This is a genomic window from Planococcus massiliensis (assembly GCF_000821325.1).
GTDB lineage: Bacteria > Bacillota > Bacilli > Bacillales_A > Planococcaceae > Planococcus > Planococcus ruber.
On record NZ_CCXS01000001.1, the window covers coordinates 1,128,447 to 1,152,985 of the forward strand.

Below are 24,539 nucleotides of genomic sequence, written 5' to 3' on the forward strand. Positions count from 1 at the left end.
GGAGTTCCTGAATGTTTCAGCAAGCCTTTTTACCGGGTACACAAAACAGTAAGACGATAAACAGGAGGCTGAAATAAATGGAACCGACAAATCGCGAATTTATTGTGCTTTACAGCCAGGAAGAAATGCGCAGCAAAATAGAGGAACTGAAATCCCAAGGCTATCGTGAGGAAGATTTTCACGTGCTGGTTGATGATGGAGCAGTTTTAAATGCAGAAGACACCAGCCGTATTGATGTACATGAAACAGGTACATTGGGGAATACATTTAAAACGATGTTTACTGGAAAAGATGCAGTCAGAGAACAGCTGAAAAAAATGGAGCTGGAAGAGTGGCAAGTTGACCGCTATGCAGAAGATTTGGAAAACGGAGCGATTTTGCTATACATGGATAAATCGCTAGCGAAGGGAGATCGAAATACAATGGCTTTTAATGAAAAAGAAAATCATGGAAAAGACGAAATCTACACTTCTGAAGTTTCGCGTGAAGAACAATACGGTGTTCCGGGATATCAGGATGAAGCGAAAGATTCGCGTGTCAAAGGCGAAAACATCCATCCTACGACCGGATCTGAAACAGCTGATGAAAGCAAACCGAAAGAGAAATTGATGGAACACGAACCTGGAATTGCTTCAGGCGAAGGAAGCGGCCTTTTGGATCAGCAGGACGGCGTGAATCGCAGAGAAGACGAGCAGTCTCCTGGGGTTGATCCAAATTTAGGGCCGGCACCATTTGGCCGGGATTCGGAGGAAGAGCATCTTTTAAATGATACGCCTCGACGCGACGACTACGAACATGAACAGAATCCAAGAGATGGCCGTAAGCTCCATGAAGACGTGGAGAAAAAGACGGGAACTCCTCCAACACCCAGATTATTTTAAAAGAAAGCAGCCTCATTTAAATCAATGAGGCTGCTTTTTTGATTTGAACTGATAAATTAGAATTCCGAGAATTGCGGCAATCGCAGCAGGGGTTGCCCATCCGATGCCTTGTTCGTAGAATGGAAGAAAGCCCAATTTTTCGTCGATGAGGGCAAAGCGAATGCCCGCCGCTTTTAAACCATCCAAAATACTAATGATTCCGGTCACGCTGAGCGCCATTGCGTAGACAAACGGCTGCTGGCCAAAACTGCGGTCAATGAACGATAGCAGTACCAATACAATAGCGACCGGGTAAATCATCAAGAGGACTGGCAATGACACAGAAATCAACTGGGTTAAGCCGATATTCGCAATAATTGTGCTGAACCCTGCGAATAGGAATACATAAGTGACGTACGAAAATTTTGGGAAGATTTTATTTAAAAATTGGGCCGTAGCTGAGACTAAACCGATGGAAGTGGTCAAGCAGGCAAAGAAAATAGCTGCCGCCACAATCATCCCGCCAAATTCTCCGTAGAGGACTCTGGAAGCCAAAGCGATAATGGTGCCTCCGTTATCATGGAATCCGACGGCTTCTACACTGGTCACCCCGATATAGCTTAAAGAGAGGTAGACTGCCGCCAGGCCCGAAGCGGCAATAATTCCGGCAAATACCGTAGTTTTTAAAATGCTTTTCTTATCTGTTACGCCTTTTGCCTGAACGGACTGGATTATGACGATGCCAAAAACGAGAGCAGCAATCGCATCCATGGTTAAATATCCTTGGAGGAAGCTTTCAAAAAATGCTTCCGTCTGATAGTTGCCCACCGCTTCACCGATTTGCCCAAGAGGAGTGATGAGGCTTTTCACAACGAGGGATGCGATGATCAGGATTAAAATGGGCGTCAATATCTTGCCGATCCGGTCGACAAGCTTAGTTGGATTTAAAGCGAATAGCACAGTGATGGTAAAAAAGACAACACTGAATATTAATAAGGGCCAAAAGGATTTTTCCATACTTTCTGGCAGAAAGGGGAAAACTCCGATTTCAAAAGAGACGGTAGCTGTTCGGGGAATTCCGAAGAAAGGCCCGATGGCCAGGTAAACGATAAAGGTGAAGATCAAACCGAAATACGGATGCACTCGGCCGGCAATCGTTTGCAAGTCACCGCCGGCTTTCGCAATTGCTAATATCCCCAGTAGAGGCAGCCCGACTCCGGTTAGCAGGAAGCCGAAAATCGCAATGCCGATATTTTCTCCTGCTAACTGCCCAAGATAAGGTGGGAAAATAATATTGCCGGCTCCTAAAAAAAGCGCGAAGAGCATAAGGCCGACTGTGATGGACTCTTTCAACGTAAGCGTTTTCTTTTGCATAATAAACTCCTTAAATTATCTGTTTACATAGAAATCTATTATAGCTGAATTCAATAAGTTTTGAAAACTTAATCTAGAATAAATAGATAGATAAAAACAATTGCCTGGAGGAACTTCGAGTGGCACAAAATAAAAGCCATTTCAAATTACATTGAAATGGCTTTGCGTTCTTATGTTTTTGATAAAGCAAGTAAAGTATTTTTGGCGGTTTGCTGTACGCTGATGCACAAATCTTGTTCTGCCAGGCGCTTTAATGTGGAGAGTGGAGTGACCGGGTTTTCTGCAACCGCTTTTCGCACTTCAGCATGTTGATCGAGGGATAAGTCAACAAGCAATCCTACACAAGAAATCGATTTGGCTAGTTGGGCACGATTTTCATATTCCATTTTCAGAACATCCGCTTCATCCCAAGGCGACCAGTCACGTAAGCTTGCATAAAAATCGATATTGCTATCCATTGTTTAGGCTTCACTCCTATAGTGAATTATTTTTGATTTATAAGAATATTATATCATATATAATTTAAAATAAAAGTTATTTAATGAGGCAGGGGGCTATATTGACTATTAATCTTTTTCGAATTGGAGTGCCATATTTCTTATGGAGCCATTTAGTTATTCCTTTGTCCTTTTATAAATTCTTTAGAAACAGGTTATTTTTAATTATTCAATCCATATTTAATTCATTGCCGGTTTTTCACATTTTACATAACTGTATTTAATAGGGAATATTCTAAGAAGAATACATCAAAAGAACCTTGTAACAAATATTTACATATAGTATATTGGGTTCAGGAAATTGAAAGGAATGTTTCTTTGAAAAAATTATCTTTTATTTTGTCTCTAGTGGTTGTTTTGGCATTGGTTATTTCTTTACCGATTTTTAACACAAAAGCAGCTGGAAGCTTTACGGATGTAAACGATCGCTATAAAGAAGCGGTTGGCCATATGGTGGATCAAGGCTATACGAAAGGAATTAGTGCGACTCAATACGGCACGGACAACCAAATTACGCGTTTGGATGCAGCCGTCATGATTGCAAAAGTTCTCGGTTTTAAAGAATCTTCAGCTGTTCCGTCTGCCGGCTTTACCGATGTGCCGGATAACCGGGCTTGGGCCGTCAACGCGTTATACCAAGCAGGCGTTATCAATGGAAAGACAGCAACTTCGTTTGGCAGCTACCAAAATATGACGCGCGGGGAAATGGCAATTGTCTTGTCTTCCGCTTATCAATTATCTGCCAGCTCGAATTCGGTTCCATTCACTGATGTCAATCCGCGTTATATAAGTGCGGTTGCGGCTCTTGTGGAAGCGAAAATAACGAACGGAAAAGGCCCGACAAAGTTTGGAACAAACGATAATATAACGCGTGGAGAATTCGCCATCTTCATCTTCAAGGGAGACAATCTTTCGAAAGATATGACCCCGCCGGAAGTAATATCAGTGGATTGATATTTTTCTGAAATTTGCACTTTTAATGGTTGTGATTAAGGATAGGTATGGTAAAATAGAAATTGTAATTAACCTGTTTTTACTATAAAAGTGCAATGGCTTGGTTGAAGCGAGAAAAGGAATCCACAATGTTATTTGTGGATTCCTTTTTTTTGTGGAAATTTAAATGGTGCTTAAAAAATATAGTTTAAGGAGTTATTGGATGAAATTTAAAAAGTTACTGACTGTGTCTTTGGCCGCGGGATTATTATTGTCGATGCAAGTAAAACCGGCAAGTGCAGATATGCTGTCGCCCGGCGTGAATTATGTAAATGAAAGCAAAAGCGTATCGGGAAAAGCCCAACGCATCAACCGAATGACGATTAATATGAATGCACCCTTTACCACAATCAATATGGGGATATCGAATCCATTCACGGCTTTGTCAACGACTACGAGCCTGAGCCGCTTACATACGAAAGAACAAAATCACGTAATTGGCGCAATTAACGCTTCGCTTTTCACTTTCGAATCGGGGCTGCCTACTTACTTATTGGCAGAAGGCAATAACATCGTTAATTTGGGGGCTGTTTCAACAAACTATAATGACTTTATGCATACCCCAGCCGCTTTTGGCGTTACGGCCGATAACAAAGCGAAAGTCGGGAAGTATAATCTTTCTTATACAATTACGCATAATGGAAAATCTTCAGAGCTAACTTCCTTAAACAGGGAAAGAGAACGCGGGGAAAGCATCCTCTATACTTCAAGCTGGCCGTATGAAAACACACGGACTAATAGTACCGGCCTTGAAGTGGTGGTTTCCACTTCTTCTTCAGTTAATACGGGCAATGAATTCGGGGAAACGGTTCCCGGGAAAGTAACGGCAATCCGCCCTTATGGACAATATACAAGTGCGACGATTCCGAAGAATGGCTATGTTATTTCAGCTGTTGACAAAGAAGAAGTCGATAAGATCCGTGACTTGAAAATCGGCGATGCTGTCGGATTGACGGTGGATGTTGAAAAGCAATGGAAAGGATCGAAATTCATGCTGGCGACTGGCCCGCTGCTTGTCCAAAATGGTGCAGTGGATCTGTCCATTGATTTGAACAGTCCCCGGGTTACGCAGCGAACAGCCCGAACAGCTGTAGCGACGAATGCCGACGGTTCAAATGCTTATTTTGTAACAGTGGATAGTGGTATCACTGGCAGTTCAGGAATGACTTTGACTGAATTCGCAAGTTATTTGAAATCGATCGGCGCATACAATGCCATCAACCTGGACGGCGGCGGCTCTACTACCATGGCTGCCCGGAAGTACGGCGATAGTTTGCCGACCTTGGTGAACCGGCCGTCTACAGGCTATGAACGAAAAGTTTCTGCCATTTTAGAGGCAGTCAGCACTGCACCATATGGCGTTGGCACTTACGTGACCGCTTCACCGAAACAAGCTGGAAGCATTCCGGTAGATTCGGCGCTTGGATTCAAAGTGGATAAAGTGTTGGACCAATATTACAATACTTTGCCGATTGACCAGGCAAAATTGAAGTTGATTTCAGTTTCTGGAGGCATTGGAAAAATTGAAAACAACCAGTTCATCGCAGTTAAAGAAGGCAGCGGAACGGTTTCTGCTAAATATGAAAATGCATCCATCACGATTCCGGTCACAGTAAGCCCTAAAGTATCTGATAAAGCGGTGGCATTAAGCACGTTGGATTCAACGAGCAGTTTATCTGCGGAAGCTGTCCGTGCCGCGGCAGCAATTTCTTTAGAGAAATCAATTGCGCCAAAGCAGGGAAGCGGTTCGATTAAATTAGCCTATGATTTCACTTCCTATAAAGACGGCGTTTCAGCAGCTTACTTGAAGTGGAACAGCCCTTACCAAATACCGAATCAGCCGAAGCGAATCGGTGCATGGGTATATGGAGACGGGATGAACCATTGGCTCCGCGGTTCTTTGACCGATGCCAACGGCAAAGAAGTGGTCATTGATTTTACGGCGGAAGATAAACTGGATTGGGTTGGATGGAAATACGTTGAAGCGAATATCCCGGCTACTGCCGCAGCTCCTCTCAGTTTAAACAGAATCTACGTGGCGGAAACGAAATCGACGAAGAAGACGAAAGGTTCTGTATGGATCGACGGCCTCCAAGCCCTTTATACGGCCGACAAAACGGTTCAGCAAAGCTTTGTTCCAAATCCATCTGTACGCATTGAAAAAGCGGATAAAAAATTCACGGTGACTTTTTCACAGCCTATGAACCCGGAATTTATTCACGGGAAGTATGTGTATGTGGAAGATCAATACGGGGTACGCCAGGCAGTGACAGTTAAGAAAGGTGCTGCGCCAAACCAATTAATTGTGGAAGCGCCGGCTGGCGGCTATAAGAGCGGACAAAATTACCAATTGATTGTCACGCATTTCGTGCCAAACTCGTCAAACATCAAAATGGTGAAAGACCATATTACTGAATTTAAAATCCAATAAGAAAAAGCTCAGCATAGCGCTGAGCTTTTTTATTAGGTGTTATTTTGGAACCCGGGCAGTCCATCGGGACAAATCGGGCTCTTGGATTTGAAGCATTTCTTTCGGGAAAATGAACGTCCATGGTTTAGACGTATTGGCTTTCACTTCAAGTTTATTAAGCTCGAACGATCCGGATACGATTTGCTGTCCGGTTGCATCGAGCACTTCAAGCGGCAATTTCTCTAATTGGATATGCTGGGTATGCCCATTCCGAATAAAGACTGAAGCGGCTAAATTCCCTTCAGGGGTCAATTTTGACTGGAATCCAGTGATATTGACTTCTCTTGGATTTAAAGCGGGCAATTCTTTCACAATTGCGCTAAGTGCATTTTTTTGTTCTTCCGGGAGTGCTTCTTCCCAAGCTGGATCAAGGTCCAGTGAGTGGGGAACTAAAGATTGGACATTAAAGGCTAACGTCCAGTTTTCTGCCGGCACTTCGAGAGCTTTGATGTTCGCTTTTTCGAATTGGAATACCCACGGCCGATTTGATAATGCCGGAATGGCCCCGAGCGTTGATAAATCGAATTCTTGTGCTGCAAGTACTTGGCTGTCTCCATCTAATAGAAGAAGTTCAGCTTTTCCTAAAGTCATCGGGCGGTCTAAAGAAGAACGGAGGAATGCTTGAACATTCCAGTTTCCAGTTCTTTTGTCCATTTCAATATCGATGCCGGACAGCGACAGTTGGTCTTTCTTCAGCGGCTGCAAATCATTCGACAAGAATTTTAAGACATATTCCTGTTCTTTGCTGATCTTCCAGTCAGGAGAAATGGAAAGCGATGTATGAATTTCGCCTTCAGTATCTGTCTGAGAAGCCGTGCCTTCTACGACTTCGGTAGAAGAGATGGTGGCATCACGTCCGGTTTTTGTTGTCTTATTGAAGAATGAAAAAATACTCATTCGATTGCCTCCTTCTCTTCGTTCTCAAGCATGTGCAAAAAGCCCAGTAATTCGGATGCGATTGAATAACGGAGATTTTGGAAATTGCCTGCAAAAAGCTCCAATCCTTCACGCTGATAAATCCGCATCGGATCTTCTTGTTGGTAAGAGCGCAAGCCAATTCCTTCTTTTAAATGGGACATGCTCTCTAAATGCTTAACCCACATTTGGTCGATATACGATTTCATCACAAATGGGATCGTGGCCATGACGCGTTCGTTGTCTGCATAGGCTTCGATCAATTCATTGACGGAATCCAGAACCGGTTTTACGGCAGCATCCACTTTTTTGCGTTTATCCAATTTAACTGAAAGTGCCACTTCCGGCCCGAGCAATTGCTGCAGCGAATGTTCCAAATCCCGCAGATGGGCAGCTGTATAATCCTCGTCTTCCGGCAGCGATTCCGAAATGATGAAGTCGGCAGCATCAGCCACCATATCTTTTAAGAGATGCGTGTTTTCATTGCCGTTCAAGACCCGATTGCGTAGACCGTAGACAATTTTCCGCTGTTCGTTGATGACATCATCCAGCTTTAAATTGTATTCCCGCATAGAGAAGTGGGAGCCTTCTACGATGCGCTGTGTCCGGTCTGTCAATTCGTGGACGTCTTTGTTCGTAATTTCCCCGTTTTTGTCGGTGGCCATTTTCTTCATGAATTTTTCGGTTTCTTCTTTTGCGAAACGTTTAAACATATCGTCTTCCAGGGAAATAATAAATTCAGTTGATCCCGGATCTCCTTGGCGGCCAGAGCGTCCGCGCAATTGGTTGTCGATCCGGCGGCTTTCGTGTTTTTCTGTGCCGATGACATGCAAACCGCCAATGGAGGCTACGCCTTCGCCAAGCACAATGTCCGTTCCGCGTCCGGCCATGTTCGTAGCAACCGTAATATGGTTCAATTGCCCTGCTTGGGAAATCAGATGGACTTCCTGCTCGACGCTTTTAGCGTTTAGCAATTGGAATTCCAGATTTTCCGCTGCGAGGTAATCAGCGACCATTTCAGATTGCAAAATGGAGGTGGTTCCGACTAGGACCGGCTGGCCTGTTTTATGGCGTTCGCTTACTTGGCGAGCAACTTCTTTGTATTTTTGATCAGCTGTTTCGAAAACCCGGTCCGGCATATCCACGCGTGCCCGCGGATTGTTCGTCGGAACCTGGATCACTTCCATGCCGTAAACTTCCATGAATTCTTTTTCCTGCGTTTTCGCGGTTCCCGTCATACCGGATAGAATCGGGTACATACGGAAATAGTTCTGGATGGTGATTTGCGCTTGTGCTTTGTTTTCATCCGTGATTTCCACTTTTTCCTTTGCTTCGATCGCTTGATGGAGGCCATCTGACAAAGTACGGCCTTCCATCGTACGTCCGGTGAACATATCAACGAGCATGATTTTGTTGTCTTTGACAATATAATCGACATCGCGCTGGAACATCACGTGCGCGCGGACCGCCATGATTACGTAATGGTAGAGGGTTTGGTGCTCCAATTCGTACAGATTATCGACACCAAAAGCTTTTTCCACCTTTTCAATGCCTTTGTCTGTGAGGGAAGTCGCTTTTGTTTCAGCATCAAAATCATAATCGACGCCTTCTTTAAAGCGGGCAGCTAAGAGTGCGCTTATTTGATGGAGTTCTGCGCTCGCTTTTGCTTTTCCAGCAACGATCAAAGGCGTTTTTGCCTCATCGATCAAGACGCTGTCGACTTCATCAATGATCGCGTAATGGTAGGGGCGCTGAACTTTATCTTCATTCGTGCCCGCCATATTATCCCGCAAATAATCAAATCCGAATTCTGTTCCAACTCCATAAGTGATGTCGGCTTTATAGGCAGTTTGCTTTTCGTCAGTATCCATTAACGGCAGATTCAAGCCAACAGTCAATCCGAGAAAACGGTGGATCTGTCCGATTTGGTCAAAGTCCCGCTGCGCCAAATAATCATTGACAGTGATGACATGGACGCCTTTTCCTTCAAGCGCCCGTGTATAGGAAGGGAGGGAAGCGACAAGCGTTTTCCCTTCGCCAGTCGGCATCTCCGCGATGTTTCCTTCAGCCAGCACGAGGCCGCCGAGCAATTGCACATCAAAATGGCGCATGTTCAACACACGCTTCGATGCTTCACGGACTACAGCAAATGCATCGGGAATAATCTTTTCGATTTTCTTTCCATCGGCTAATTGTTCGCGGAAAGAAACAGTCATGTTTTTCAATTCTTCATCGCTCATGGATTGATAGTTTTCCTCCAAGCGATTGATTTCTTCAACAATTTTTTTGTATTTTTTAAGTTGTCTTAAATTCGGTTTATTAGAACGCTTGAATAACGTTGCCATGCATAATAGTCTCCTTTATGTACATCCATTGCTACTTGATTATTTTATCAAACTTTACCAACAAACTCCACTTAACAAAAAGGAAACCTTTTGTGTTTGCGGGCGTCTCATAGACTGGAGAGCAATTATGCACACATAAATACTTTATTTCCTGTAGAGACATGCTATAATGAAATTGGATTTATATGTTGAATTAGAAGTTTTAAGGAGGAAAGACATGCTATACCTTACTTTGGTTTTGGCATTTATCGCTTCAATCGTACTTACTCCCATTGTAAAGCGAATTGCCTTTCGCGTAGGAGCAGTCGATCGGCCTAACTATAGAAAAGTTCATGCGAGAATTATGCCACGTTTAGGCGGATTAGCAATATTCGGCTCATTTGTTATCGGCTATTTCATTTTGCGTCCGGAAGAAACAGTTTCGAATGCAGTGGATGCATCTTTTATCCCGATTTCAACCGCCATCTTAATCGGAGCTGTGATAATTACTGTTACTGGTGTATTGGATGATATGTTTGAAATCACTGCAAAAGCGAAGCTTTTAGGACAATTGGCTGCAGCTGCCATCGTTGTAGTAGGTGGGGGACTTGAAATCTCATTCATCAACTTGCCATTCGGCGGAGAGTTGGATTTTGGTTACTTCAGTATTCCGCTGACGATTCTTTGGATCGTGGGTATAACAAATGCGATCAACTTGATTGACGGGCTTGATGGATTAGCGGCAGGAGTTTCAACGATTGCGTTAATTACACTGGCTATTATGGCCTTCATCATGGGTGACCCATTTGTTATGTCGTTGGCTGCGATTTTAGCTGCCAGTTCAATCGGTTTCCTTTTCTATAACTTCCATCCCGCGAAAATCTTCATGGGGGACACCGGAGCTTTATTCCTTGGGTTTATGATTTCGGTGCTCGCATTGATGGGCTTCAAAAACGTAACAGTCGTCGCTTTGATTATTCCAATCATCATGCTTGGCGTACCAATCTCAGACACGTTCTTTGCCATCGTACGGCGTGTGCGTGAGAAGCAATCCATTTCAGCAGCGGATAAATCGCATTTGCATCACTGTTTGTTGAATATCGGGTTCTCGCATCGCCAAACGGTATTGATCATCTACGGCATTGCCGCATTATTCGGTTTAGCTGCTTTATTGTTCTCCCAAGCTACCTTATGGGGAGGCATCCTGCTGCTCGGTGTCATGTTGATTGCGATTGAATTGTTTGTCGAAGTAGTGGGGTTGGCAGGAAAGAATTACCGCCCGCTGATCAATCTAGTGAAATTCATCGGAAAGTAAATAGGAAAGGCGCGATAGCACAGTTGCTATCGCGCCTTTTTTGTTTTGTTCCAAAAGAAAAACCGCAGCTTTGGCTGCGGTTAATAATCTTCTTCTACGTTTGTGCGTTCAGCTAAATTCGTGTCGCTGTTGTCGGACAAACTGGATGTATCAGGTTTTAGCCCTAAATGGCTTTGAAGTATATCTTGGACTTCGAGAAGGGATTCTTCATCCAACTGCCAATAATAGATGCCTGTTGACATATCGTCATACCCTTTTAATGAAAGCGTATCGATATCAGGTTTGCCATTTTTCGCATATTCGAAAAACGACTGCATATCTCTGAAAGTTAAGTTGGTGCGCATATTATCTCCGATTGCATCAATAACAGATCCGTATTTAGTAATGGAAGTTGCGGATAAAGCTTTATCCATGATGCTTTCAATCAACATTTGCTGGCGTTTGCCGCGCTCAATGTCATTATCGTAATGGCGGGTTCTTGCAAGGGCAAGAGCTTCGCTTCCGTTCAATTCTTGTAAACCTTCTTTTAGGACAATCGCGCCGTGTATATCATTCTCATCTTTTTCTTCTAAATCGTATGGTACTTCTGCTTCGATTCCGCCTAAGGAATCAACAACTTCGATAAACGCTTGGAAATCCATGCGCACATAGTAATCGACTGGCACTTCCAGCAGTTCTTCTACACTTTCGATTGTGGAACTAGGCCCTTCAAGTGCGTATGCATGGGTGATTTTGTCTTTGTATCCAGCGTCTGGGATATAAGTGTAAGTATCCCGAGGAATACTGACAAGCTTGATTGATTTGTCTTCGTTGTTTAAAGTGGCAAGAACTAAGGCGTCTGAGCGGATGTTGTGATCATCTTGATCCCGCGCTTCACTGTCATCTACACCGATAAAGAGAATCGATATATTATCATGCAGCGGTTCGACTTGTTCTTCCCTTAAATCCGACATTTCACGGTCTCCAGCGGTTTCAAAAGCTCGATCCGCTGCATTTTCCGCTTTCTTGACGAGGTAAATGCCGAATGCGGATCCACATATGAGCAAAGATAAGGCCAAAGTTACGATTATTTTAATCGCTGTCCGTTTTTTGCTCGATTTCGACTTGCGATAACTTTTACGGTTCATGGTTATAACTCCTCTAAATTAGGAATGGGCTAACCGAGTATTCAATTCGGGTCGATCCAATCTTACTATGATAGTAGACGCATGACAATAGTCTAAGTTGCATGCATACTCTGATTCAACCTATTATACAGCGAGTTGAAAGATACGTAAACGAAAAAAGATCAGGATATTTTGAATTCAAGAAATTCTTTTTCCTGGCACACGATCTTTACCTGTCCGTTCGTCATTTCGTTGATCCAATCGCTAAATTGCTGTTCTTGTTCAACAGGTACATTAATCAATAATTCAACGCCTTCCGTGTAGAGAATTTCCTTTAAAGGAAAGTCGGATTGACGAATTTCATTTTCTATTTTTCCGAGCCACGTATAGTCGACTTGAACGTTCATCAGGCAGTGGAGCCGCCGTTCCACTACGCCGGCTGCGGCAATCGCTTCTGTGGTCGCTTTTCCATAAGCGCGGATCAATCCGCCTCCGCCAAGTTTAATGCCGCCGAAATATCGGGTAACGACAACGACCGTATCTTTTAAACCTTGCTTCTTTAAAACTTCCAGCATCGGAACTCCCGCCGTTCCGCTCGGTTCTCCGTCGTCATTCGCCTTCTGGATTGAATCATGTTCGCCAATCATGTATGCTGAACAATTATGATTGGCGCTTTTATGCTGCGCCTTGATGGAATCGATAAATTCCAATGCTTCTTTTTCTGTTTCTGCTCTTTTTGCGTGCGCAATAAAACGGGACTTTTGTATTGTAATTTCCGATTCTTTTCCATTGCCGATGGTTTTGTAATTTTCTCGCATTTTAGAGCCTCCTGGTGTAAAATGTAATCAGATAATTTGTAATGTGTTTTTAACATGGCCTTGCTTATAAAGTGATATACTTATTACAGCTGTGGCAGGCATAAAGGTGCAAGGATTTTTCTTCTATGTACAGTTTAGTATAGCTAAGGCGGTTTTATAATGGCTAAAAAATTCGACGTGAAAGCATTAGACTCCATTTTTGACGAAGTAATGGACAAAATGGAACGTTCCAAGCAGGATATTTTCGTCATAAGTGAACAAAGTCGCCAAAGTTATGAAGATATGAAAAACGAACTTCAAGAAGTGCGAACAAATATTGCACGTGTGATAAAAACGGGAGACCTTCTGGAAGAAAAGACCCGTGCTGCACGCAGGAGGCTTGCCGAAGTTTCTCAATTCTTTAATTCATTTACTGAGAGCCAAGTCAGGCAAGCTTATGAACAGGCTAATGAATTGCAGGTCAAGTTGTCAATCAATCGTTCTGAAGAAAAACAATATCGCCAAAAACGCGACAGCTTGCAGCGGCGCCTCCAATCATTGCTTCAGACAATTGAACGTGCGGAATATCTGGTCAACCGTTTGAACGTTACAATGAATTACCTGACTTCAGATCTTGAAAAAGTTGATGAAGCAGAGGACAATGTGAAGCTAAAGCAAGATTATAGCCTTCGGATCATCGAAGCGCAAGAAGAAGAGCGGAAGCGCTTGTCACGCGAAATCCACGATGGTCCGGCCCAGATGATGGCGAATGTGCTTTTGCGTTCAGACTTGATTGACAGGACGTTTCGTGAAAAAGGTCCTGAATTGGCATTCAAAGAAATCACTTCCTTAAAAGAGATGGTAAGGGATGCCTTGACTGAAGTAAGACGGATCATTTATGATCTGCGTCCGATGGCTTTAGATGATTTGGGATTAGTTCCTACATTAAAAAAGTATATTGATACGACAGAAGAGTATAACAAAGGAACACGTATGAATTTCCAATCAACAGGAAAGGAAGTGCGGCTTCCCAGCAATTACGAAACGGCTATTTTCCGATTGGTTCAAGAAGCCATTACCAATGCAGTTCGGCATGGGAAAGCTTCTGAAATTGATGTGAATGTTGAATGGCTGGAAAAACAGGTGACCATTATCGTGAAAGATAACGGTTCAGGATTCGATAAAAGCATCGTGAAAAGCCAATCTTTTGGCTTGATGGGCATGAAAGAACGGATTGAATTGATAAATGGAGATTTTATCATCAATTCTTCACTAGGAAATGGCACAGTACTGATGTTTATTATTCCATTAACTCTAGACAGTTAAGATACGGTATTCGAGGAGGACAACATAATGACAAAAATTATTATTATCGACGATCACCAACTCTTCCGTGAAGGCGTAAAGCGGATTCTTGATTTTGAAGATTCGTTTGAAGTTGTAGCAGAAGGCGGAGACGGGACGGAAGTCGTCAAATTATACGAAGAATATAAACCCGATGTGGTATTAATGGACATTAATATGCCGCAAAAAAATGGGGTAGAGGCAACAGGCGAGTTGATTGAGAATTTCCCTGATGCAAAAGTCATTATGCTGTCAATTCACGATGATGAATCTTATGTAACGCATGCATTAAAGACAGGCGCTCTTGGCTATATGCTGAAGGAAATGGATGCAGAGGCGATTATCCAGGCCATTAAAGTTGTGGCAAAAGGAGGATCTTATCTTCACCCGAAAGTAACGCGCAATTTGGTGATGGAATTCCGTCGCTTGAGCGAACGTGAAAACAAAGGTTCTTTCCATCAAACCGAAATTCGCCGTCCATACCATTTATTGACGAAGCGTGAAAGTGAAGTTCTTCAATTATTGACGGATGGGCAAAGCAACCGTGTGATCGGCGAAACGCTCTTCATTTCTGAAAAAACGGTGAAAAACCACGTTTCCAGCATCCTTCAAAAAATGCAAGTAAATGACCGTACTCAAGCCGTTGTTACAGCCATTAAAAATGGCTGGGTTGAAGTGCGCTAACTAATTAAGCGAACCCCTGCATCCTTGATGCAGGGGTTTTCTTATGTGAAGGGACAGGGTGCGGCAAAGACCGCCATTTTCGATAAGGCTTCCAGCGCTTGTCGCGGCTACCGAGGCGGCTCCGCTTTTCATTGTCCAGACTCCAGCGGCCAGCCCCTCGGGATCATAAGTTTCTTCACTCCGGAAATCAGGATTTCCTGCGTAAAGCCCCTTATGCCTGTCGGGGCTAAACGGCCGTTTCCGCTTTTCTCATTCGACACAGTTTCTTCATTGTATTCTTTTCGTGCGTATGGCAAAATGAAGCGCAGGAGGAATGTATGATGAAAAAGATGATTTTGGCCGCAAGTGTGGCTTTATTGCTTGCTGCTTGTTCTGATTCTGAAGAGCCTTCAGTAAACAGCAATACAGCAGATGATGGAAATGGAACGAATGAAAATAGCGCCGTGGACCATGGTGTCGAAGATGTGGAAGATGAAGGGAAAGACGAAGTCGGTTTTACGTTGAACGATAAAGGTGAAGCGGAAGCTGCCGAAGTCCCAGAAGCTGAAGCGGAAAAGATTCTGGCTGCCTATCAAGAATATATCGATGCTTTTAATGCAGAAGACGTCGATCGGTATATGGAAGTGATCGCAGAGGAGCCGGATGGCTTTGACCGGGAAGACGACCGCGCTGCGTTGACTGAAGCTTTTGCAGATTTTGATACAACCTATACACCAAGCAATGAAACCATTGTGGAATATGAAGAGAGCCGGGCGGAAGTTTATGCTCAAATCGATGTGTCGATGGCAGAGCCGAATTCGGATAAAACGGCCAAGCAGTCAGGACGGCAAGTGGTTGTTTTTAAAAATGAAGACGGCGCTTGGAAAGTCACAAGCCTGCATTTTATCGGAAACCAATAAAAACTTCCCGGAAGTTCCGGGAAGTTTTTATTTTTCGGCTCCGATTTTCATCTCTGGGGCAGGATATAGAAGCTCAAAACTTCTTTCGCTTACCATAAAAAGAATTAGTTGAACTTAAGGGTTATTTTTAATGCGTTATTTGGTAAACTGGCAATGGAGGCTGATTAAAATGAGAACAGCGATAGTAACAGATAGTACCGCGTACATACCTGAAGAAATACGCAGAGCTGAAAATATCCATATGGTTCCGCTTCAAGTGACGTTTGGAAATGAGTCGTTCGCTGAAGAGGAAGAATTGCACGTGGATGATTTTTATAAAAAAGCGGAACAGGAATTACCTAAAACATCACAGCCGCCGATCGGTGAATTTGTCACCAAATATCAAGAGCTTGCAAAAGAGTATGATGAAATCGTTTCAATTCATTTGTCGAGTGGCATCAGCGGAACCTTCCAAGGAGCGCAGCAAGCCAATGAACTGGTCAAAGATGTGGAAGTTTTTGCTTTTGATACAGAAATTTCTTGTGCCATGCAAGGTTTTTATGCGTTGAAAGCGGCTGAATTGTCCCGGGCAGGAGCGGATGCTGCCACCATCATCCAAGCGCTTAACGAAATGAAAAAAACGATGCGCGCTTATTTTATGGTGGAAGACCTCAATCATTTGCGGAGAGGCGGAAGGCTTTCCAATGCTCAAGCCATCGTCGGCGGGCTTCTGCAAATTAAACCATTGCTTCATTTTCAGGACAAATTGATTGTGCCGTTTGAAAAAATCCGGACTCGGAAAAAAGCGATGAAGCGAATCGAAGGAATGCTCGGAGAAGATGTACAAGCGGGAATTCCCCTTAAAGCAGCTATCATCCATGCAAACCGTCCGGATGATGCACAGGCATGGTATGAAGAATTGCACGAGCAGTACCCGGAAGTGGAATTTGTCATTTCCTATTTCGGCCCTGTGATTGGAACACATTTAGGAGAAGGCTCAATGGGGCTTGGCTGGGTAAGAAAATAACCGGCCAAGGTCCATTTTTCAAAAAAGGAGGCCGTTTATGAAAGAAATAGAAGATTTTTTGACCGGAAGAATCTGGTTGAAAGAATTCACCCCTTTTCCTAAAAATGAAATTGATGAAGCTATTGCCCAAGGGTTCATTGCGTGCATTCCAGGCATTAGCGAGAAACAGGAATGCAGCAGATGTTTAGAAAAGTCGGCACACCTCATATCTTTTTATTGTGAAAAATGCGAAGGCGAGTGTTTATATTGCCGCCATTGCCTCAAAATGGGACGCATCAGTTCTTGTACGGAGCTGATCACTTGGGCGGCCCCATCTCCTAGACCCCTCAAAACCCGCTCATTTCAATGGAGCGGCCGTTTAACCCCTTCTCAGAATCTAGCTTCCCAACAAGTAATTGAAAGTATTCAAAACAATCGCTCCCATCTTATTTATGCGGTATGCGGAGCCGGAAAAACAGAAGTGCTATTTGCCCCTATTTACGAAGCGCTAAAGAAAGGTGACCGGATTTGCATTGCGGCCCCGCGGACAGATGTTGTCCTGGAACTCTCTCCTCGTATCCGTGCAGTCTTTCCTGAAGCTGTTGTCCACACACTTTACGGCGGTTCGAGGGATGAACCGGGATTTGCTGAAATCGTCATCGCCACTACACATCAGCTTTACCGTTTTCAAAATGCCTTTGATCTGATGGTCGTGGATGAAGCAGACGCCTTTCCCTATTCGATGGATCCCGCTTTGAAAAGAGCAGTGATGAAAGCGAAAAAACCGGAAGCGCCGGTTGTCTACGTTTCAGCGACCCCATCTGCCCGGCTATTAAAAGAAACGCCAGGCCGTTCAGAAATTTTTAGGCGGTATCATGGACAGCCTTTGCCGGTGCCGCGCTTCGATTCGCTTTGGAATTATAACAAGCAATTAAAAAAGAAGACCATCCCGAAAAAGTTGGAAACATGGGTTCGTTTGAGGATTTCCCGGCAAGAACCGTTTCTTTTATTTTTCCCGACGATAGAATTGATTGACCAAAACATCCCTTTATTTAAAGAATTGGACGTTGGTATTGAAGCAGTGCATTCCAAAGATCCAAACAGAAAAGAGAAAGTCATGGCATTGCGGCAAGGAAAAATTCCGGGGCTGCTGACTTCTACGATCCTGGAGCGGGGGATTACGATACCGAAGGTTCAAGTGGCGGTAATTGGAGCAGAAGAAGAAATTTTCGATGCAGCAGCTTTAATCCAAATTTCCGGCAGGACGGGCAGGGCAGCGGACTTTCCAACCGGGGATATTGTTTTTTTCCATAATGGCATAACGAGAGAAATGGATAGAGCCAAAAAGACAATAATCGCTTATAATAGAAAGACCATTTCATGAATTGCCTCCTTTGCAGCAGGAAGCTGCCCATGCAGGCATCATGGAGAAGTTTATTTATGAATGACTTGAACGAAGCAGTTTGTACGAAATGCAAAGCGGAATTTGAAAGCATCACGGGAAACGCTTGCTTATATTGTGGTGCGCTTGAAGATGGGGTTTGTCGAGACTGCCTTTATTGGGAGCAGACGGAATATGCCGGATTGATCACGAAAGGACAATGCTTGTATCGATACAATGCTGCGATGCAGACTTATTTTCACCAATATAAATTTCTGCAGGATGTAATTCTTTCCGAAGTTTTTGCAAAAGAAGTGCAGCACGCATTAGCAAAAGTGGAAGCTGTGATTGTCCCGATCCCCATGAATCCGAAAAAGTTGAAAGAGCGGACCTTTGCCCAAGTTGACGCGATGCTGGAGTCAGCAAGGCTCCCGTACAAACATTTATTGACAAAGAACGAAGATGTCCAAGGCAAAAAAACAAAAACCGAAAGAATGGCTTCCGCTCCATTATTCCAGTGGAATGGAGAAGCGGTTCCGAAAAAAGTTATATTGGTCGACGATCTCTATACGACAGGCACGACGATGCGCCATGCAGCAAAAGTTCTGAAATCGGCAGGTGCGGAGGAAATCGAATTGTTTTGCTTGATTCGCGGTTGAAAGGGATTCAAAAACATTTTGGAGGGGTGCAAATGTTTTATAACAGGCAGGAACATTATCGGTATGCGTTTGGCCATCCGCAAGAATTACTCATCCGTTCGAATGAACCGAGTGGAACTTCTTTGCATTATGGACTTTTGCTTGATGTCTCTCCGCGAGGCGGAAAATTCTTTTTGGAGAAGGAATTGGAAAAAATAAAAGAAGAAATCGATGTCGAGTTCACTTTAAACCATGAAAAGCTTCATTTAAAAGCCATCCTATTATGGAAAGAAAGCACAACTGAGGGATGGATGTATGGCATGGAGTTCCATAAAGATCCGGTTAAAGAAATGCTGATCAACAATGAATTAAAAGCATATCTGGAATTTGAATAAAATGGCCGGGCGCTTTAACAACGCCCGGCCATTTTATATTAATGTTCATAAATCATTTTTCTGGTCATGCCGCCGTCAATATTGAGGCATTCTCCGGTGATGAAAGAGTTTTCAGGATTGGACAAGAAAAGGCAGGCGCGGGCAATATCATCGGGTTTGCCGACGCGCCCGCTCCAATGCTGCTCATGGTCGACTTTCCGGAGTTCTTCTTCTCCGGTGTGGATCCATCCAGGGGCAATCGAATTTACCCGAATTCCCTTTTCGCTTAAAGTAGCTGCCAGTGAATGGGTCAACGCAAAAATCCCGCCTTTTGAAGCGGAGTAAAGCTCTGTATTCGGTTCTGACATAAATGCCCGTGTCGAAGCCATATTGACGATTGAACGGATATCTTCTGTCATATAGCGTGCAGCTTCACGGCTGCATATGAATACGCTTTTTAAATTTGTATTGAGAAGCTCATCCCAGTCCTGTTCTTCAATCTCCCAGATGGAAGTGAACTTTGAAACCCCTGCGTTATTAATCAGAATATGAATGGCTCCGTAGTCTTTATGGATTTCTGAGAATACCTTGATGACTTCAGTGAAATTCCCGACATCGCATTTGCGGAAATCCATTCCAGGCAAATCACCCCCTTGGATGTCGAGTCCGACGACTTTTGCTTCTTTCGCTAAAAAATGTTCTGCAATGCTTCGGCCGATGCCCTGGGAAGCACCGGTCACCACTACTGTTTTATTTGTAAACATGGCTTTCATCTCCTTGTGATTTACTTTACCTGAATTTAACTTCCTTAAAACTTTTTAGTTTTAAGCAGGAAACTTCAGGGGATATATAGAAATGTAAAGGTAAGCACAAAAGAAGGAGGAGTTCATATGCTTCAATACAATATTAAGGCAGACAATGTGGAAGTAACTCCAGCAGTCCGCGAGTACATCGAAAAGAAAGTGGACAAAATCGAAAGATACTTTCCGGAAGGTACAAACGCAACTGCGATGGTTAACTTAAAAGCGCTGAATCACAGCCAAACCAAAGTGGAAATTACAATCCCTATGAAAAATCTCGTATTGCGTGCAGAAGAACGGCACGATGAACTATATGCAGCAGTAGATTTGATCATTGGCAAGCTTGAGCGCCAAATTCGAAAATATAAAACGAAAATCAACCGTAAATTCCGCGATCGCGAAGGAATGGGCATTGCGTTTGCTTCAGCTGAACAAGTGACTCAAACTTCAAATGATGCGGAAAATTCCTATACAGATGAAGACGATGAAGATTTGACAATCGTCCGTACAAAACAATTTGAACTAAAACCGATGGATGAAGAGGAAGCCGTATTGCAGATGAATATGCTTGGGCATAATTTCTTCGTCTTCACTGATGCTGAGTCGAATGAAACCAATATCGTCTACAAACGAAAAGACGGCACCTACGGTTTGATTGAAACAAGCTCTTAATAATAGTCAAAAAGCCTCTCCTTGTGAGAGGTTTTTTTCTTTTTATAGGGAAAGAAACTATTTTTTTGCTCTTTATAGCAATTTTAAGTGGCATACAGGAAGTTTGCACGCGGTTGTCTGCAGTGTTAAAATAAGTAGTGAGAATTTTTGCCAAGGACTAAGAGATTTTGAATATTTTAGTCATTAAGGACTAATTCAAAATGAATAAGAATATTAAAGCAAAAGCGATCCGGCTGGACTTGTTTTAGCCGGACACTACGCAGGGAGCGGTTATAGATGCTTGGAGTATTAAACAAAGTATTTGACCCGAACAAACGGGACTTGAAAAGATTAGAAAAAACAGCCGATCAGGTCGAAGCGCTAGCTTCAGAATATGCAGCTTTATCGGATGATGCCTTAAAAGCGAAAACCGAACTATTTATTGAACGTTCTGCTAAGGGTGAGTCATTGGACGATCTATTGCCTGAAGCCTTTGCGACGATTCGTGAAGCTTCTAAGCGCGTTTTGGGCATGTACCCATTCCGTGTTCAGATCATGGGTGCAGCTGCACTTCACGAAGGCAATATTTCCGAGATGAAAACCGGTGAAGGTAAAACATTGACTTCAACCATGGCCGTCTACTTAAATGCCATTTCGAAAAAAGGGGTTCATGTCGTAACTGTCAACGAATATTTGGCGAGCCGGGATGCCGGTGAAATGGGCCAGTTATTCGAGTGGCTTGGGCTAACGGTCGGATTGAACTTGAACAGCTTGACGAAAGATGAAAAACGCCAAGCGTATCAAGCAGATATCACATATAGCACCAATAACGAACTTGGTTTTGATTATCTTCGGGATAATATGGTGCTCTACAAAGAAGACATGGTTCAGCGTCCATTGAATTTTGCAGTAATTGATGAAGTTGACTCCATTTTGATCGATGAAGCGCGTACGCCGCTTATCATTTCAGGACAGGCGGCGAAAGCAGCGCAATTGTATATGCAAGCGAATGCTTTCTCCCGGATTTTGGTGAAAGATACCGATTATACGTATGATGAAACGACAAAAGGCGTTGTGTTGACAGAAGACGGCATTGAAAAAGTGGAAAAAGCATTTAATATCGATAACTTATTCGATATTCGCCATGTCCGTTTAAACCACGCAATCAACCAATCGTTAAAAGCGCAAGTGACCATGCATAAAGACGTTGATTATGTGGTTCAAGACGGGGAAGTCGTGATTGTCGATCAGTTTACGGGCCGTTTGATGAAAGGGCGCCGCTATTCAGATGGATTGCACCAGGCAATTGAAGCCAAAGAAGGTTTGGAAGTCCAAAACGAATCCATGACGATGGCGACTATTACATTCCAGAACTTTTTCCGTATGTACGATAAACTTTCCGGCATGACCGGTACAGCGAAAACGGAAGAAGAGGAATTCCGCAATATTTACAATATGAACGTTATTGCCATTCCGACAAATAAACCGATCATCCGTGATGACAGAGTCGATTTGATCTACGCGACCATTGCTGGAAAATATAAAGCTGTTGCTGATGATATTGCGGAGCGCCATAAAAATGGCCAGCCGGTGCTAGTCGGTACGGTTGCAATTGAAACGTCGGAAATCATTTCTGATTACTTGACGAAAAAAGGCATCAAGCATTCCGTACTGAATGCGAAAAACCATGCGCATGAGGCGGAAATCATTTTGAATGCCGGCCAGAGAGGCGCAGTAACAATTGCAACAAACATGGCTGGACGCGGAACCGATATTAAACTTGGCGAAGGCGTGACCGAGGCAGGCGGTTTAGCGGTTCTGGGTACGGAACGGCATGAGTCCCGCCGTATCGACAATCAGCTCCGAGGCCGTTCTGGACGCCAAGGCGACCCGGGTGTAACGCAATTTTATCTTTCTTTGGAAGATGATTTGATGCGCCGCTTCGGATCGGATGCCATGCGCAATATGATGGGCAAACTAGGGATGGATGATTCCCAGCCGCTGCAGTCTAAAATGGTCAACCGTTCGGTTGAGTCTGCGCAAAAACGGGTTGAAGGAAATAACTTTGATGCCCGTAAACGTTTGCTTCAATATGACGATGTTTTGCGCCAGCAGCGTGAGATTATTTACAAAGAACGGATGGAAGTTCTTGAAACCGAGAACATGCGTGCACTCGTTGAACGGATGATTGATGGTTCCATTGAACGTATGGTCCATGCACATACTTCGGAAGAGAACCCGGAAAATTGGAATTACAAATCGCTTGTAGATGTGGCTTCAGCAAACTTGTTGCCTGAAAACACAATTACAGTTGAAGATTTAAAAGGAAAGACCCAAGAACAATTGATTGATTTCATCAAAGCGGAAGTTGTGAAACGCTATGATGAAAAAGAAGAAGAAATGACTTCTGAACGCATGCGCGAATTTGAGAAAGTTGTTTTGCTTCGTTCAATCGATACAAAATGGATCGACCATATCGATGCAATGGACCAATTGCGCCAAGGTATTCACTTGCGTGCTTATGGCCAAAACGATCCGCTTCGTGAATACCAAAACGAAGGATTCGCGATGTTCGAGGAAATGGTCTTATCCATTGAGGAAGACGTTGCAAAATATGCCATGAAAGCGGAAATCCGCAATAATCTTGAACGTGAAGAAGTGGCAAAAGGGCAAGCAGTCAATCCGAAAGAAGATGGGCCGGCACCGAAAAAGAAAAAAGCTCCGGTACGCAACGATATGGCTGTCGGACGCAACGAACCATGCCCATGCGGCAGCGGCAAAAAGTTTAAAAACTGCCATGGGGCAACAGTTTAAAAGCGGCCTCTGATTCAAAAAAGCCGTTAAAATGAAATAAATAAAAGCAAGCCACAGGACCGAAGAGCATCTGCTCTTCGGTGTTATTTTGAGGAGGAAAACATAATGATGGAATTAGCAGACATCCGAAACGAACTTGATAAATCAGCCAGCAAACTGGCGGACTTTAGGGGGTCTCTTTGACTTAGAAAACAAAGAAGCCAGAATCCAGGAATTGGATGAAATGATGCTGGATCCGAACTTTTGGAACGATCAAGAGTCGGCGCAAACGGTCATTTCGGAATTGAACGGATTGAAAGATATTGTGAATGCGTATCATCGTTTTACGGAAACCCAGGAAAATTTAGAAATGACGCTGGAATTGCTTCGTGAAGAAAACGACGAAGAACTGCACGAAGAAATCAGCGAAGAAATGCAAACCTTTAAAAAAGAACTGGGGGACTACGAATTAACGATGCTGTTAAGTGAACCCTATGATAAAAACAATGCTATTTTAGAATTGCATCCAGGTGCAGGCGGCACGGAGTCGCAGGATTGGTGTTCGATGCTTCTGCGCATGTATACGCGCTGGGCGGAAAAACGCGGGTTTAAAGTTGAAACGCTTGATTACTTGGCGGGAGATGAAGCTGGCGTAAAATCTGTCACATTGGGCATTAAAGGGCACAATGCATACGGCTACTTGAAAGCGGAAAAAGGCGTTCACCGCTTAGTCCGCATTTCTCCATTCGATTCTTCTGGCCGCCGCCATACTTCATTTGTATCGTGTGAAGTCATGCCGGAATTCACCGGGGAAATCGAAATCGATATCCGGACGGAAGATTTGAAAATTGATACGTACCGGGCGAGCGGCGCCGGCGGACAGCACATCAACACGACCGATTCTGCCGTTCGAATCACTCACTTGCCGACAGGGGCAGTAGTGACTTGCCAACAAGAACGCTCTCAGATCAAAAACCGCGAAAAAGCGATGCAGATGCTGAAAGCTAAACTCTATGCATTGAAAATCCAAGAACAGGAAGCCGAGCTTCTTGAAATTCGTGGAGAACAAAAAGAAATCGGCTGGGGCAGCCAAATTCGCTCTTACGTGTTCCACCCGTATTCGATGGTAAAAGACCACCGCACAAATTACGAAACCGGGAATCTGCAAGCTGTGATGGATGGAGATATCGACGGCTTCATCAACTCGTTGCTGCGTTCGAAGATGCAGTAAGAAAAGCGGAGGTGGCCGGTTAGCCGCGACAAATAATAATCCCGAGACCGAGCAGATTCGGTTAATTTAAGAAAGTATCCTCCTATTATAATAAGGCCTCGATAACGC

Annotated in this window: 21 protein-coding genes; 14 read left to right on the plus strand and 7 right to left on the minus strand. The window is 43.7% G+C overall.

Translation table 11 applies throughout. The features are described 5' to 3' along the window. Positions 1–77 precede the first annotated feature (77 nt). Positions 78–881 carry a YflT domain-containing protein gene (locus BN1080_RS05435; protein ID WP_052650920.1) on the plus strand — a complete coding sequence of 268 codons (804 nt, stop codon included), beginning with the start codon at positions 78–80 and terminating at the stop codon, positions 879–881. Positions 882–902: 21 nt separating this feature from the next. Here the strand turns inward: BN1080_RS05435 and brnQ are convergent, their stop codons facing one another. Next, positions 903–2,234: a branched-chain amino acid transport system II carrier protein gene (gene brnQ, locus BN1080_RS05440; protein ID WP_052650921.1), complete on the minus strand. Its 1,332-nt coding sequence runs from the start codon at positions 2,232–2,234 to the stop codon at positions 903–905. Positions 2,235–2,404: 170 nt separating this feature from the next. Then, positions 2,405–2,692, minus strand: a complete 288-nt coding sequence (locus tag BN1080_RS05445; RefSeq protein WP_052650922.1) for a hypothetical protein — start codon at positions 2,690–2,692, stop codon at positions 2,405–2,407. Between the two features lie 357 nt (positions 2,693–3,049). On the opposite strand from BN1080_RS05445, the gene BN1080_RS05450 reads away from it, so the two are divergent. Together BN1080_RS05450 and BN1080_RS05455 are read left to right on the plus strand one after the other, a co-directional pair. Continuing rightward, positions 3,050–3,685, plus strand: a complete 636-nt coding sequence (locus tag BN1080_RS05450) for an S-layer homology domain-containing protein (protein WP_052650923.1) — start codon at positions 3,050–3,052, stop codon at positions 3,683–3,685. A gap of 202 nt (positions 3,686–3,887) precedes the next feature. Next, a complete protein-coding gene (locus BN1080_RS05455) occupies positions 3,888–6,155 on the plus strand; it encodes a phosphodiester glycosidase family protein (RefSeq protein WP_052650924.1) in 2,268 nt (755 codons plus the stop codon). 39 nt (positions 6,156–6,194) lie between these two features. Here BN1080_RS05455 and BN1080_RS05460 read toward each other — a convergent pair whose 3' ends face one another. Together BN1080_RS05460 and secA2 are read right to left on the minus strand one after the other, a co-directional pair. Then, positions 6,195–7,091: an accessory Sec system S-layer assembly protein gene (locus tag BN1080_RS05460; protein WP_052650925.1), complete on the minus strand. Its 897-nt coding sequence runs from the start codon at positions 7,089–7,091 to the stop codon at positions 6,195–6,197. Continuing rightward, a complete protein-coding gene (gene secA2, locus BN1080_RS05465; protein WP_052650926.1) occupies positions 7,088–9,454 on the minus strand; it encodes an accessory Sec system translocase SecA2 in 2,367 nt (788 codons plus the stop codon). Before secA2 ends, BN1080_RS05460 begins: the two co-directional genes overlap by 4 nt. A 217-nt stretch (positions 9,455–9,671) precedes the next feature. On the opposite strand from secA2, the gene BN1080_RS05470 reads away from it, so the two are divergent. Beyond that, positions 9,672–10,748 (plus strand): glycosyltransferase family 4 protein, encoded by a 1,077-nt coding sequence (locus BN1080_RS05470; RefSeq protein WP_052650927.1) that lies wholly within the window; start codon positions 9,672–9,674, stop codon positions 10,746–10,748. An 80-nt stretch (positions 10,749–10,828) separates the two neighbouring features. Here the strand turns inward: BN1080_RS05470 and BN1080_RS05475 are convergent, their stop codons facing one another. Next, a complete protein-coding gene (locus BN1080_RS05475; protein ID WP_052650928.1) occupies positions 10,829–11,875 on the minus strand; it encodes an LCP family protein in 1,047 nt (348 codons plus the stop codon). Positions 11,876–12,036: 161 nt separating this feature from the next. Then, a complete protein-coding gene (locus tag BN1080_RS05480; protein ID WP_052650929.1) occupies positions 12,037–12,672 on the minus strand; it encodes a YigZ family protein in 636 nt (211 codons plus the stop codon). A 159-nt stretch (positions 12,673–12,831) separates the two neighbouring features. Here BN1080_RS05480 and BN1080_RS05485 point away from each other — a divergent pair, with 159 nt between their 5' ends. The 7 genes from BN1080_RS05485 (at position 12,832) to BN1080_RS05520 (ending at position 18,977) form a co-directional block, all read left to right on the plus strand. After that, entirely contained in the window at positions 12,832–13,977 is a 1,146-nt protein-coding gene (locus BN1080_RS05485) for a sensor histidine kinase (RefSeq protein ID WP_052650930.1), read from the plus strand. Positions 13,978–14,004: 27 nt separating this feature from the next. Beyond that, complete coding sequence (locus tag BN1080_RS05490; RefSeq protein WP_052650931.1) at positions 14,005–14,679, plus strand: response regulator; 675 nt, start codon at positions 14,005–14,007, stop codon at positions 14,677–14,679. Between the two features lie 320 nt (positions 14,680–14,999). Then, on the plus strand, positions 15,000–15,578 hold the full coding sequence (locus tag BN1080_RS05500) for a nuclear transport factor 2 family protein (protein WP_052650933.1): 579 nt from the start codon (positions 15,000–15,002) through the stop codon (positions 15,576–15,578). Between the two features lie 169 nt (positions 15,579–15,747). Then, positions 15,748–16,584, plus strand: a complete 837-nt coding sequence (locus BN1080_RS05505; protein WP_052650934.1) for a DegV family protein — start codon at positions 15,748–15,750, stop codon at positions 16,582–16,584. A 37-nt stretch (positions 16,585–16,621) separates the two neighbouring features. Next, complete coding sequence (locus BN1080_RS05510) at positions 16,622–17,947, plus strand: ATP-dependent helicase ComFA (RefSeq protein ID WP_052650935.1); 1,326 nt, start codon at positions 16,622–16,624, stop codon at positions 17,945–17,947. Positions 17,948–18,003: 56 nt separating this feature from the next. Beyond that, positions 18,004–18,603 (plus strand): ComF family protein, encoded by a 600-nt coding sequence (locus BN1080_RS05515; RefSeq protein WP_234398939.1) that lies wholly within the window; start codon positions 18,004–18,006, stop codon positions 18,601–18,603. A gap of 32 nt (positions 18,604–18,635) precedes the next feature. Further along, positions 18,636–18,977 (plus strand): PilZ domain-containing protein, encoded by a 342-nt coding sequence (locus BN1080_RS05520; protein WP_052650936.1) that lies wholly within the window; start codon positions 18,636–18,638, stop codon positions 18,975–18,977. Positions 18,978–19,015: 38 nt separating this feature from the next. On the opposite strand, the gene BN1080_RS05525 is transcribed toward BN1080_RS05520, so the two are convergent. Next, positions 19,016–19,720: an SDR family NAD(P)-dependent oxidoreductase gene (locus tag BN1080_RS05525; protein WP_052650937.1), complete on the minus strand. Its 705-nt coding sequence runs from the start codon at positions 19,718–19,720 to the stop codon at positions 19,016–19,018. A 126-nt stretch (positions 19,721–19,846) separates the two neighbouring features. Between BN1080_RS05525 and hpf the strand changes: the two genes are divergently transcribed. The 3 genes from hpf to prfB all read left to right on the plus strand — a co-directional run bounded on the left by hpf (position 19,847) and on the right by prfB (position 24,431). After that, positions 19,847–20,428: a ribosome hibernation-promoting factor, HPF/YfiA family gene (hpf, locus tag BN1080_RS05530; protein ID WP_052650938.1), complete on the plus strand. Its 582-nt coding sequence runs from the start codon at positions 19,847–19,849 to the stop codon at positions 20,426–20,428. Between the two features lie 276 nt (positions 20,429–20,704). Next, complete coding sequence (gene secA / locus BN1080_RS05535; protein ID WP_052650939.1) at positions 20,705–23,221, plus strand: preprotein translocase subunit SecA; 2,517 nt, start codon at positions 20,705–20,707, stop codon at positions 23,219–23,221. 108 nt (positions 23,222–23,329) lie between these two features. Beyond that, positions 23,330–24,431 (plus strand): peptide chain release factor 2 gene (gene prfB / locus BN1080_RS05540; protein WP_110925697.1). Its coding sequence is split into 2 segments (ribosomal slippage): positions 23,330–23,401 and positions 23,403–24,431, totalling 1,101 coding nucleotides; the frame shifts between segments, so codons are not numbered across the junction. Positions 24,432–24,539: the final 108 nt, after the last annotated feature.